The following is a 12,838-nucleotide window of genomic DNA, read 5'->3' on the forward strand; positions in this document are numbered from 1 at the left end:
CGCCTGCCTACGTCGCCCCTCGCCATGACGGACCGGAGCCATGCGCTGCCTGCTTATCGAAGACGACATTGCCACCTCGGACCTGATCCGCGAAGGCTTGACCGGGGCGGGCCACGAGGTGATCGCCTGTCATGACGGCAGCAGCGGGCTCGCGCACGCCAACAACGAACGCTGGGACCTGGTCGTGCTGGACCGCATGCTGCCAGGCGGCATGGATGGCCTGGACATTCTGGCCACCATGCGACTGCGTGACGACCACACACCCGTGCTGGTACTCAGTGCGCTCAGCAGCCTGGACGAACGCATCCGCGGCCTGCGCAGCGGCGGGGACGACTACCTCACCAAGCCTTTCGCGCTGGACGAGATGCTGGCCCGCGTCGAGGCACTGGCGCGACGGGCCAGCCAGCGCCCGGAACCAGAGGTGTTCAGCGTAGGCGACCTGTCGCTGGAGCCGCGCACGCGCCGCGTCTTTCGCAACGGCCGCCCCGTGGCGCTGCAGCCACGCGAGTACCAGTTGCTTGAATACCTGGTGCGCCATCAGGGCGAAGTCGTCACGCGGAAGATGCTGCTCGCCGCCGTCTGGGGTTTCCACTTCGACCCGGAAACCAACGTGATCGACGTGCAGATGAGCCGGCTGCGCACCAAGCTCGACGAGGGCGGCGCCGCCCCGTTGATCCGCACCGTGCGCGGCGTGGGTTTCACCATCGGCGACAACGACGACGGCACACATGTCGCTGAGTGACTTCCGCCATTCGGTCGTCTTCCGCATGGCCGCCGGCTACGGCGTCCTCCTGCTGTTGTCGGTGACGCTGATCGCTGCCGTGTTTTATGTCGGCACTGCCGGCATCCTGCGCAGCAATATCGACGAACAACTGCGCAGCCGCTCGCGCCAGCTGGTGCAGGAAGAACACCAGCACGGCATCGGCGCGCTGGCAAAGGACATCCACGACCTGCTCACCGACAACCAGGACACGGACACCGAGATCTACCTGCTGCTCGATCCGCACGGCCGCAAGCTGATCGGCAACCTGACCGCCTGGCCTGCCACAGCGGTCGCCACCGACGGCCTGCACCAGCTGGAAGTCGACCGCCTCGACCGACATTCATCCAGTCGCCTGCTCACCCATCGCTTTGCCGATGGCAGCACGTTGCTGGTGGGCCGCGACATGCAGGACGTGCGCACGCTTGAGCGCCTCATCGAGGTGGCGTTCGCCATCGGCGGCCTGTTCGCGCTGCTGCTGGCGGGCGGTGGCGCCCTGCTGTTCCGCTCCCAGCTGCAACGGCAACTCAAGGCGATCCACCGCACCACCACGGCGGTGTCTGCCGGCCGGCTGGATCGTCGCATTGCCGTGGGACGCCCGCGCGACGAATTCGCCATCGTGGCCCGCGACGTGAACGACATGCTCGACCAGATCGAGCGCCTGATGGACAACACCCGCCAGGTCTCCAATGCCATCGCCCATGACCTGCGTACGCCGCTGGGACGCGTGCGGGCCACGCTCGAGCAGGCATTGCGCTCGCCGCATCGCCAAACCCGGCTTCCCCATGATGCGCAGTACGCCATCGACGAAATCGACGGCCTGATCACCGTGCTCGACAAGATGCTGCAGATCGCCGAAGCGGAATCGGGCGTGCGACGCGGCAGCTTTGAGGCGGTGCCGCTGCGCGGCCTGCTCGCGGATATCGTGGAGCTGTACCAGCCCGCTGCCGAAATGCGCTCGATCCACCTGCGCTTCGCCGTGGACGGCGAACCCGCCGTGCTGGCCGACAGGCACCTGCTGGCCAACGTGCTCGCCAACCTGCTCGACAACGCCTTCAAGTACGCCGGTGAAGGCGCGCACGTCGACATGAAGGCCGCGCTTGCCGGCGAATGGGTTCGCATCAGCGTCCAGGACGATGGCCCTGGCATTCCCGACGAGGCGCTGGCGCGGGCGACGGAACGCTTCTTCCGCGTGGATGCCAGCCGCCACCAGCGTGGCAATGGCCTGGGCCTGAGCATCGTGGCCGCGGTGGTCGCCCTGCATGGCGGCCGATTGACCCTGGAGAACACCACGCCGGGGCTGCGCGTGGCCATCGACCTGCCGCCGGCAAACCTTTCCAAATCGTAACTGTCCCCGCAGGCAGGCCTGTCCTAGGGTGACCGGACTTTCCGGCCCGCCCGTCGTCGGTGCACCGGGAAGTCGCGTGCGGCACCCCGCCGCCGCCCCCTGCCCCCGCGCGACACGCCACAGGTTTCATGAAGAAGCATCAAGGACGACTGGTCGCCGCCGCCTGCCTGTTGGCGGCCATCCTGCTGGCCGTAGGTCTGCATCCGGCGAGCACCTCGGCGGACAACGCTGCCACACGCGCCGCGCCCCCGCCCGATGTGCAGGACGTCACCATCAATGCGCAGCAGGCCCGCCAGGTACGGGTCGCGCCCGTAGCCACGCGCGACTTCACGCCCGGCATCGACGCCGTGGGCTACGTGGATTTCAACCAGGATCGGCTCGCCCAGGTCAATTCGCCCTACGCCGGACGCGTGCGGGAGGTCTTTGCCAAGGCCGGCGACACGGTCAAGCGCGACCAGCCGCTGTTTTCGGTGGACAGCCCGGACCTCGCGCAGGCCGAAGCGACCCTGGTCAGCGCCGCCGCCGCGCGCGTGCAGACGGGCGCCGCACTGGAGCGCGCCCGGGGCATGGCGCAGGTGCAGGCCAACGCGCCGCGCGACCTGGAGCAGGCGATATCGGATCAGCAGACGGCCGAGGGCAACTATCAAGCCGCACGTCGCGCCCTGCATATCTTCGGCAAGAACGACGCAGACATTGAGCGCATCGCCGCCACGCGGCGCGTCGATGGTGAGCTGCGGATCGACAGCCCCATCGACGGTCAGGTGAGCACACGCAACATCGCGGTCGGCGACCTGGTGCAGCCGGGCAACAGCCCTGCACCATTCACCGTTTCCGATGGCGACAGCCTGTGGCTGGTGGCCAACGTCAGCGAAGACGAGGCGGCGCAGGTCCACGTAGGCGACCATCTGGCCGCCACACTCTCCGCATGGCCGCAGCGAGCCCTCGCGGCCACGGTCGACTACGTCGGCAACAGTTCCGACCCTGCAACACATCGCGTGACCCTGCGCTCCGTGCTGCATGCACCGCCGGCCGGCCTGCGCGCACAGATGCTGGCCACCTATCGCATCGATACCGCGGCGCCCGTGCGCCACGACGCGGTACCCGTCGACGCCGTGGTACGTGAAGGCACCGGCGCGATGGTGGTGTTCACCACCACCGACGGCCTGCGCTTTACCCGGCACCCCGTGCAGCTCGGGCCGCTGCAGGACGGCTATTACCCAGTGCTGTCTGGCCTTCCCGCCAGCCAGCGCATTGCCACCGAAGGCGCGCTGTTCCTCAGCAACGCGCTGGCGCTGCAGTCGCAGTAAGCCCACCTCACCGCATAAGGACCGAACGTGTTCCGTGGTCTTGTCGCCTTCGCGCTGACCCGCCGCGCCATCGTGCTGATGTCGCTGGCGGCGTTCGCCATTGCCGGGCTGGTGGCGTACGCCAAGCTCAATATCGAGGCATATCCCAATCCCGCGCCGGTGATCCTGGAGATCACGGCGCAGGCGCCCGGCCTTTCCGCCGAGGAAATGGAACGTAGCTACACGCGCCCCATGGAAGTGGGCCTGGCGACCACGCCGGGCGTGGAGAGCATCCGCTCCACTTCGTTCTACGGCCTGTCGTTCGTGCGCGTCACCTTCAAGTACGGCACCGACTACTACTTCGATTACACACAGGCCGCGCTGGCGCTGCAGCAGAACGTCAGCCTGCCCAACAACGTGCAGCCGCAGATCCAGGCCTCCAGCCTGGTGGGCGAGATCTTCCGCTACCAGCTGGTCGGGCCGCGATCGACCAGCCTTACCGAACTGCGCACCCTGCAGGACTGGGTAGTCACGCGGCGCCTGCTGTCGGTGCCGGGTATTGCCCAGGTCGTGACCTGGGGCGGCACCACCAAGGAGTACGACGTCGAAGCGGACCTGCGCAAGCTGCAGGGCTACGGCATCACCCTGCCCCAGCTGGTCAGCGCCATCGGCAACGCCAACAGCAACGTCGGCGGGCGCACCATCAACATCGGCCAGCAGTCGGTGAACATCCGTGGCGTCGGCCTGATCAAGGATGTCGACGACATCGGCAACATCGTGCTCAACCAGTCCAACGGCACGCCGGTGCTGGTGAAGGACGTGGCAAAGATCGACGTGGGCGCGGTGCCGCGACTGGGCCGCGCCGGGCGCGACACCCAGGATGATGTGGTCACCGGCATCGTCGTGATGAACCGCACGCTGCAGACCAATGAAGTGGTGGCACGCGTCAAGGACGAAGTGGCCCGGCTCAACAGCGACGGCACCTTGCCGCCCGGCGTGAAGCTGGTGCCCTTCTACGATCGCTCGACGCTGGTCGCGGTAACCACCCACACGGTGCTGCACAACCTGATCTTCGGTTGCCTGCTGGTATTCCTGATCCAGTGGATCTTCCTGGGCGACCTGCGCAGCGCCATCATCGTGAGCGCCAATATCCCGGTGGCCCTGTTTTTCAGCATCATCATCCTGGTGCTGCTGGGCGACTCGGCCAACCTGCTTTCGCTGGGCGCAGTGGACTTCGGCATCATCGTCGACTCGGCGGTGATCCTGATCGAGAACATCTTCCGCAACTTCCAGAAGACCCACGAACAACAGCGCGAGATGCTGCACGATGCCGCGCAGAGCGACCTGGGCACCTATATGCGCGGTGGCGCCGCCCACGGCTGGACGGACCGCATCCGGTTGCTCTTCATCAGCGCCATGCAGGTGGACCGCGCCGTGCTGTTCTCCTCGGCCATCACGGTGGCGGCGTTCATCCCGCTGTTCACCATGCAGGGCGTGGAAGGCCAGATCTTCAACCCGATGGCGCGCACCTACGCCTATGCACTGACCGGTGCGCTGATCGCCACTTTCACCGTCTCGCCCGTACTGGCCTCCCTGCTGCTGCCCAGGAATGTCAAGGAAACCGAGACGCTGTTCGTGCGCGCGATTCGCCGTGTATATACGCCGGTGTTGCGCTGGGCGCTGGAACGGCGCCGCACCACGGTCGGTCTGGGCATCGGCTTCCTGCTCGTCGCCGCCGTGTTGCTGACGCGCGTGGGTACGGAGTTCCTTCCCGCGCTGGAGGAAGGCAACCTGTGGATCCGTGCCTCCATGCCGCCCACCATCTCGCTGGAGGCGGGCGAAGACAAGGTGAGCGCGCTGCGTCACATCCTGCTCCGGCACCCGGAAGTGGTCACCGTGGTGTCGCAGCATGGCCGCCCCGACGATGGCAGTGACGCCTCCGGCTTCTACAACGTGGAGCTGTTCGTTCCGCTGAAACCGCAGGACGAGTGGCCGGCCGGGCATACGAAGGAAAAGCTGGTGGCCGAGTTGCAGCAGGAGTTCGAAAACACGCTGCCCGGCGTGGAATTCAATTTCTCGCAGTACATCCAGGACAACATCGAGGAAGGCCTTTCCGGCGTGAAGGGCGCCAACTCGGTGAAGATCGTCGGCCCCGAGCTGCCCGAACTCGAACGCCTCGCCGACGAGGTCATGCAGCAGATGCGGCAGGTGCCCGGCGTACAGGACCTGGGCGTTTTCCATGTGCTTGGCCAGCCCAACCTCAACATCACCGTCGACCGCGCCAGGGCGGCGCGCTATGGCCTCAACACCGGCGACATCAACACCGTGGTGCAGGCGGCCGCAGGCGGCACTTCGGCAACCACCGTACTGGAGGGCGAGCGCCAGTTCGACCTGGTGGTTCGCCTGGCGCCGCAGTATCGCCGCAGCATAGAGGACATCGGCAACATCCAGGTGGGCTACACCCTGCCCAACGGCGGCACGGGTTACGTCCCGCTGCGCGAGGTCGCCAAGATCAGTCTCGACACCGGCGCGTCGTACATCTACCACGAACGCAACGAGCGATTCGTGCCGGTGAAGTTCAGCGTGCGCGGACGCGACCTGGGTGGCACCGTGGCCGAGGCGCAGCGACGCATCGCCGAACACGTCACGCTGCCGCCGGGCTATCACCTTTCATGGGCCGGTGAATTCAACGACCTGCAGCAGGCCAAGCAACGCCTGGCGGTGGTTCTGCCCATCGCGGTGGGGCTGATCCTGGCGCTGCTGTTCGCCCTGTTCAACTCACTGCGCGACAGCCTGCTCACCCTGGCGGCGATTCCCTTCTCCATCGGCGGCGGCATCGTCGCCCTGTATCTGTCCGGGCTGGACTTCAGCATTTCCGCGGCCATCGGTTTCGTATCGCTGTTCGGCGTATCGGTGATGAACGGCATTCTGGTCATCACGTACTTCAATCACCTGATCTTCGAAGGGCGCTCGCCCGTGGAGGCCATGGCCGAGGCCGCCGAGCAACGCATGCGCCCGATGCTGATGACCGCGCTCTCGGCCTGCATCGGCCTGCTGCCTGCGGCCTTGTCCACCGGTATCGGCAGCCAGGTGCAACGCCCGCTGGCCACCGTGGTGGTGGGCGGCATGTTGATCGGCCCGGTCATGCTGCTGATCGTGGCTCCCGCATTGCAGGTGCTGGTGGTGGAGTGGTCGCAAAACCGTCGCAAGCGCCGCAGCCACGCGGGAGAGACGCCATGACCCGTGCCATGAAGCTGCCACGCTGGAGCGTACTTGCCGCGAGCATCACCGTGTGCGCCGGCTGCGCGGTCGGCCCCGACTACCAGCGTCCGACCACCCCGGCGCCCGCACAGTTCACCCGCCAGCCCCTGGCAGACACCACCCACAGCGCGAGCGGTGCCTCCCAGCAGTGGTCGTCCAGCGAAACCATCGCGCAGACCTGGTGGCAGGTATTCGGCTCCGACGCACTGAACCATCGCGTCGAGCGCGCACTGTCCCGCAACCCGGACATCGCCGCCGCCACCGCCGCCCTGCGCGCGGCGCAGGAGAACGTGGCCGCACAGCGGGCAACCTTCTTCCCGTCCGCCCAGCTCGGCTATTCGCCCTCTCGCCAGCGCGATGCGGTAGGCACGCTTTCGCCCACGCTGACCTCAAACGCCACCTACTACACGCTGCATACAGCGCAACTCAGCATCAGCTACGCGCCGGACGTGTTCGGCCTCAACCGGCGCACGGTGGAGTCGCAGCAGGCACAGGCAGACAACCAGCACTACCAGCTGGAAGCCGCACGCCTGAGCCTGGCGGCCAACGTGGTCAATGCTGCGATACAGGAAGCCTCGTTGCGTGCGCAGATCGACGCGACCACGGCCGTGATCGACGCACAGACCCGGGCTCTCGCCATCCTGCATGACCAGGCGAGGCTGGGTTACGCCTCGGCCCTGGACGTGGCCGCGCAGGAAAGTGCCCTCGCGCAGGCCCGTCAAGCGTTGCCCGCACTGGAAAAACAGCTGGAGCAGAACCGCGATCTGCTTGCCGTACTCTGCGGCGATACGCCGGATCAGGCCGGGGCTCCCGAGTTCGACCTGGAACACCTGACCCTGCCGGTGACGCTGCCGCAGACGCTGCCCTCGCAACTGGTCACGCAACGCCCCGATGTGCGGGCGGCCGAAGAAAACGTGCACGACGCCAGCGCTCAGGTTGGTGTGGCGCTGGCCAACCGCCTGCCTCAGTTCACCCTTTCGGGAGGCTACGGCGGCAGCTCGACGTCATTCACGCGCATGTTCACTGATGACAATGTGTTCTGGAGCCTTGCCGGCAGCGTCAGCCAGACTGTGTTCGACTTTGGCGCACTCAAGCACAAGCAACGCGCCGCGGAAGCCACCCTGCAGCAATCGGCTGCCCAATATCGCAGTGTGGTGCTTGGCGCCTTCCAGAACGTGGCCGACACGCTGTATGCGATCGACAGCGATGCACGCGCGCTGGCCGCTGCGGACGATGCCGAGAAGGCTGCGCAACGCACGCTTTCCCTCACGCAGAAGCAGCAGCAGCTTGGCTATGTCAACGCGCTGGCGCTGATCAATGCGCAGCAGGCGTATCAACAGGCGCGTGTCTCGCGGGTGCAGGCGCAGGCGGCGCGATTGAGTGATACGGCGGCACTGATTCAGGCGCTGGGGGGTGGGTGGCAGGGTTCGTCCCTGCCGAACTGAGGCGGGTGTCGCGCTGTGCTGGTGAGGGCAAGTCCAGCAGGAATGCGCAACGTTTCCGCACCACCGCAGGAACCCGGTAAAAGAAAAGGCCGGAAGTGACTACCGCCACTCCCGGCCTTCGAATCCAACCGGCGAAAGAACTTAGCCCTTCGCCTTCGCGATCGCGTCATCCACCCGCTTCAACGCCACCTCGCGCCCCGCCAGGTAAATGGTGTGGTCAATCGACGGCGACACCTGCGTGCCCGTCATCGCCACGCGCAGCGGCTGGGCAATCTTGCCCATGCCCAGTTCCAGCTTCGCTGCCACCTGTTCGATCACGCCGTGGATCGGCTCCGGCTTCCACTCAACGTCGACAAGCAGGGCCTTTGCCGCTTCCAGCACGGCAACGGCGCTGTCGTTCTGCAGATGCTTGGCTACCGCCTTCTCGTCCCACTCGGTGATCGGGCCGTACCAGATCTTCGCGCGCTCGGCCATTTCCTTCAGCGTCTGCACGCGATCGCGCAGCGCGACGATGACGTCGGCCGGGTTCGGGCCCTTGCTGAAATCGATGCCGGCCTGGCTGAGGTGCCACTCGAATTCCGGCGCGATGGATGACGGCTCTTCCGTCTTCAGGTAGTGCTGGTTGAGCCACGACAGCTTGGTGACGTCGAAGCGCGACGCGGCCTTGTTGACGTCGGCCACGTCGAACAGGCGGATCATCTCCTCTGCGGAGAAGATTTCCTGGTCGCCATGGGACCAGCCCAGCCGCACCAGGTAGTTCAGCAGCGCGTGCGGCAGGAAGCCGTCGTCACGGTACTGCATCACGCTCACCGCGCCATGGCGCTTGCTCAGCTTCTGGCCGTCCGGGCCAAGGATCATGGGCAGGTGCGCGAACTCCGGCACCGGCTTGCCGAGCGCCTTGTAGATGTTGATCTGGCGCGGCGTGTTGTTCACATGGTCATCGCCACGGATCACCTCGGTGATGCCCATGTCGATGTCGTCGACCACGACGGCGAAGTTATAGGTCGGCCAGCCGTCGGAGCGGAAGATCACCAGGTCGTCGAGTTCGGCATTGGCCCACTCGATGCGGCCTTTCACCTTGTCTTCGAACACCACCGAGCCTTCCAACGGGTTCTTGAAACGCATGACGCGGTTCGGATCGTCACGGTACGGCTCGTTGCGGTCGCGGTAATAGCCGTTGTAGCGCGGCTTTTCGCCCTTGGCGTACGCGGCCTCGCGCATGGCCTCGATCTCTTCCTTGGATTCGTAGGCGTAGTAAGCGAGGCCGGCCTTGAGCAACTCGTCGGCGACCTGCTTGTAGCGCTCCAGGCGTGCGGTCTGGTAAACCGGGCCCTCATCGTGGCGCAGGCCCAGCCAGCTCATGCCGTCCAGGATGGCCTGCACGGCCTCTTCGGTGGAGCGCTCGCGGTCGGTATCCTCGATGCGCAACACGAATTCACCGCCGCGGCGGCGTGCCTCCAGCCAGCAATACAGCGCCGTGCGGGCACCGCCGATATGCAGGAAGCCGGTGGGACTGGGGGCAAAACGAGTGCGGACGGTCATGGGCTGCCAGGACGGGGACAAGAAGGAAGTGCGGAATTTTAGCCGATACTGGGGCAAGAACCGATCAAGACTGCCGATATCGCCGATTGCGGCGCGGTTGGCGCTGGCATGCGCGTGCGGATTGGCCGCCAGCGCGGCCCACGCAGACGACAACCCAGGCTACGACCGCCCCGGCCTCGGCTTCACTCCGGTGGCGCTCAGCCGTGGCGACGTGACCATCGAGCAGGGGCTACCCACCTGGACGCGCGACCATTTGGGCGCCGGCCAGATCCAGTCCCAATACACCACCGACAGCCTGATCCGGCTGGGTCTCGGAGGCCCGTTCGAAGCGCAGCTGGGCACCTCGCCATTCAATGCCGTGCAAACCACCGGCGCCGGCGACGACAGCTGGGCACACGGTCGCGGGGACACCATCCTTGGCCTCAAGTATGCCCCCTGCAAGGCGGTTGCGAAGTTCACCTGGGGACTGCTGGGCAGCGTGGAGTTCACCGACGGTGATCAGGCGGTGCGCAACGAGCACCGGCAATACCTCCTCGGCGCGGACCTTAACTGGCAGGTCACGGACAATGACGGTGTCGGCGCTTATCTGGAGCAAACCCACAGTGGCCACGACGGCCAGAGCACCCTCGCCGTGAACGAAAGCCACGTGCTGAGCCACGTGCTGGTGGGTTATGTGGAACTGGCGCAGGTGCACGAACGCGGCGAGCGCAGCGGCACCGAAGCCGGCACCGGCGTTGCCTGGCAGCTCAACCGCCGCGTGCAGATCGATGGGGGCGTGCGCGCCCGCATCGCGGGACACGCCCAGCTGTGGATGGCCAGCATGGGCGTGTCGGTGTTCCTCGGCCGCTAAGGCTTACTTCACCGTGATGGTGATCGGCTTGGAGACAATGGCCGGCTCGAACGGAATGTGGTTTTCGTCGGCAAGCTCGAGCTGCAGCGTGTGCTTGCCGGGTGCCAGCTTCAGCGTGGTTTCGGTCTGGCCGTTGCCGAAGTGCAGGTGCTGCTCGTCCTTCGGGATCGGCTGGCCGGCGGCCGGCAGGTCCTTCACGTCCACCAGCAGGTGGTGATGACCGGTGCCTTCTTTCTTCGTGCCGGCAGGTGCCACGCCCATGCCCTTGAGGCCGAATTGCACGGTCACTTCCGTACCGACAATGGCGCCGTCCTTGGGCGAAATGATGTAAACCTCGGCGCCGGCCGGCGCCTTGGTCACGGGCAACGTCGGGGCGTCCGCAGCAAAGACCGCGCCCGTCAGGCCGGCAAGCGCAACAGCGAGCAGAAAGCGTTTCATCGACATTTCTCCACGGTGACAAGAACCCCGAGTGTACCCCGCTGAAAACGGGATGCGTCCACGGGTCCCCTTTGATCCGTTACCGCCGTCACGCGGGCGTCATACATACGCCATGCACCAGCAACGCCAAAGGAGGAATCTGCGCCGGGCCAGCCAACGGTATGTTCAAGTGCGCATCGGCATTGTCAGCGAAACCTATCCACCCGAAATCAACGGCGTGGCACTGACCGTGCACAGCCTCGCCGCCGGACTTGCGGCACAGGGGCACACGGTCGATCTGATCCGCCCCCGCCAGCGCGAACCGTTCAAGGATGAACCCGGCATCGTCACCCTCGAGGTGCGTGGCGCTTCCCTCCCCCGCTATCCCGGACTGCGCTTCGGCCTGCCTGCCGGCGGCGCCTTGCGCGAGCGCTGGAAGCGCCTGCGCCCTGACGCGATCTACGTGGCCACCGAGGGGCCGCTGGGCTGGTCCGCCGTGCGCACGGCAAAGCGCATGGGCATTCCCACCGCAACCGGCTTCCACACCCGCTTCGATTCCTATGCCGATCACTATGGCGTGGGTTTCCTCACCCCGGTGGTGCGCAACTACCTGCGCAACTTCCACCGCCGTGCCAAGGCCACGCTGGTGCCGACGGAAGCCCTCGCCAACGAGCTCACCGCGCTGGGCGTGGATACCGCCCGCCTGCTGCGCCGCGCGGTGGATACGCAGCTGTTTCATCCACGCCACCGCGACGCCGAACTGCGCGCAACGTGGCAGGTGGACGGCAACACGCCGGTGGTGCTGTACGTCGGGCGCATCGCGGCGGAAAAAAACCTTGACCTCGCCGTGCGTGCCTTCCGCGCCGTGCAGCAGCAGGTGCCAAAGGCGAAGTACGTGTGGGTGGGCGATGGCCCGGCACGCGCGGCGCTGCAGGAAGCCAATCCCGATTTCATCTTCGCCGGCATGCAACGCGGCGATGCGTTGGCGCGGCACTACGCCAGTGCCGACCTGTTCCCCTTCCCCAGCCTCAGCGAGACCTTCGGCAACGTGATCCTCGAAGCGCTCGCCTCCGGCCTGCCTGTGGTGGCGTACGAGGAAGGCGCGGCACGCGAGCACCTGCACACGGGCCACAACGGCTATCGCATCGACGCAGGCGACGAGAAGCACTTCATCGATTCCACCGTGATGCTCGCCTCCAATGCCAGCCTGATCCGGCACATGGGGCGTGCTGCACACACAAGCATGGCCTACCTGTCACCCGACGCTGTCATCAGCGAGTTTGAAAACCTGTTGAGCGAACTGGCCCAGGAGAATGCACATGAGCACCATGCCGCCGCTGCACACGCCTGACCTCATGAAGCCTGTTCATGGCCCCCGCTTTGCCATCGACCGCCGCATGTGCGTGGCCGCCAACCGATGGGGCACACGCCGGGCCGTGGGGGTGTTCTTCGGCATCATCAGCCGACTCGGCGATGGCGTGTTCTGGTACTCGCTGATGGCGGTGCTTGCTTTGGTCGACGGCCGGCGCGGCCTGCTGGCCGCATCGCAGATGGCCGTCACCGGCCTGACTGCCCTGCTTCTGTATCGCCTGCTCAAGCGCTGGACGCGACGTCCGCGCCCGTTCCGCGCCTGCCCGGGCGTGATCGCCCACGTGCCACCACTGGACGAGTTCAGCTTTCCCTCGGGCCACACGCTGCAAGCGGTGAGCTTCACCGTCGTTGCGCTGGCCTGGTATCCGCTGCTCGCGCCACTGCTGGTGACCTTCACCTCGCTGGTGGGCGCATCGCGCGTGATCCTGGGCCTGCACTATCCCAGCGACGTGATCGCCGCGACGGCTATCGGCAGCGCACTCGGTGCATTGTCACTGTGGCTGCTGCCACTGCACTCACTGCTGGCCTGAGTCCTTGCGCGCGGGAGCGCAACGCCTG

10 protein-coding genes are annotated in these 12,838 nt (G+C 66.2%); 8 read left to right on the forward strand and 2 right to left on the reverse strand.

Translation table 11 applies throughout. The features are described 5' to 3' along the window. Positions 1 to 40 precede the first annotated feature (40 nt). The 5 genes from H8F01_RS01620 (at position 41) to H8F01_RS01640 (ending at position 8,100) form a co-directional block, all read left to right on the forward strand. On the forward strand, positions 41 to 742 hold the full coding sequence (locus tag H8F01_RS01620) for a response regulator transcription factor (RefSeq protein WP_187057359.1): 702 nt from the start codon (positions 41 to 43) through the stop codon (positions 740 to 742). Next, on the forward strand, positions 729 to 2,108 hold the full coding sequence (locus H8F01_RS01625) for a sensor histidine kinase (protein WP_187057360.1): 1,380 nt from the start codon (positions 729 to 731) through the stop codon (positions 2,106 to 2,108). Before H8F01_RS01620 ends, H8F01_RS01625 begins: the two co-directional genes overlap by 14 nt. Before the next feature lie 128 nt (positions 2,109 to 2,236). After that, positions 2,237 to 3,415, forward strand: coding sequence for an efflux RND transporter periplasmic adaptor subunit (locus H8F01_RS01630; RefSeq protein WP_187057361.1), 1,179 nt, complete (start codon positions 2,237 to 2,239; stop codon positions 3,413 to 3,415). Between the two features lie 27 nt (positions 3,416 to 3,442). Continuing rightward, a complete protein-coding gene (locus tag H8F01_RS01635; RefSeq protein ID WP_187057362.1) occupies positions 3,443 to 6,634 on the forward strand; it encodes an efflux RND transporter permease subunit in 3,192 nt (1,063 codons plus the stop codon). Between the two features lie 8 nt (positions 6,635 to 6,642). Beyond that, positions 6,643 to 8,100, forward strand: a complete 1,458-nt coding sequence (locus tag H8F01_RS01640) for an efflux transporter outer membrane subunit (RefSeq protein WP_222615748.1) — start codon at positions 6,643 to 6,645, stop codon at positions 8,098 to 8,100. Between the two features lie 141 nt (positions 8,101 to 8,241). On the opposite strand, the gene gltX is transcribed toward H8F01_RS01640, so the two are convergent. After that, positions 8,242 to 9,642: a glutamate--tRNA ligase gene (gene gltX / locus H8F01_RS01645; RefSeq protein WP_187057364.1), complete on the reverse strand. Its 1,401-nt coding sequence runs from the start codon at positions 9,640 to 9,642 to the stop codon at positions 8,242 to 8,244. Between the two features lie 121 nt (positions 9,643 to 9,763). Between gltX and H8F01_RS01650 the strand changes: the two genes are divergently transcribed. Next, the gene (locus H8F01_RS01650) at positions 9,764 to 10,492 is read left to right on the forward strand and encodes a transporter (RefSeq protein ID WP_238481108.1); all 729 of its coding nucleotides are present in this window, start codon (positions 9,764 to 9,766) and stop codon (positions 10,490 to 10,492) included. Positions 10,493 to 10,495: 3 nt separating this feature from the next. Here H8F01_RS01650 and H8F01_RS01655 read toward each other — a convergent pair whose 3' ends face one another. Continuing rightward, positions 10,496 to 10,930: a DUF4399 domain-containing protein gene (locus H8F01_RS01655; RefSeq protein ID WP_187057366.1), complete on the reverse strand. Its 435-nt coding sequence runs from the start codon at positions 10,928 to 10,930 to the stop codon at positions 10,496 to 10,498. 169 nt (positions 10,931 to 11,099) lie between these two features. Between H8F01_RS01655 and H8F01_RS01660 the strand changes: the two genes are divergently transcribed. Both H8F01_RS01660 and H8F01_RS01665 read left to right on the forward strand, forming a co-directional pair. After that, complete coding sequence (locus tag H8F01_RS01660) at positions 11,100 to 12,260, forward strand: glycosyltransferase family 4 protein (RefSeq protein WP_187057367.1); 1,161 nt, start codon at positions 11,100 to 11,102, stop codon at positions 12,258 to 12,260. Continuing rightward, a complete protein-coding gene (locus tag H8F01_RS01665) occupies positions 12,229 to 12,810 on the forward strand; it encodes a phosphatase PAP2 family protein (protein ID WP_187057368.1) in 582 nt (193 codons plus the stop codon). The genes H8F01_RS01660 and H8F01_RS01665 overlap by 32 nt, the downstream gene beginning before the upstream one ends. Positions 12,811 to 12,838 lie beyond the last annotated feature (28 nt).

This window comes from Dyella telluris (assembly GCF_014297575.1).
Classification (GTDB): domain Bacteria; phylum Pseudomonadota; class Gammaproteobacteria; order Xanthomonadales; family Rhodanobacteraceae; genus Dyella; species Dyella telluris.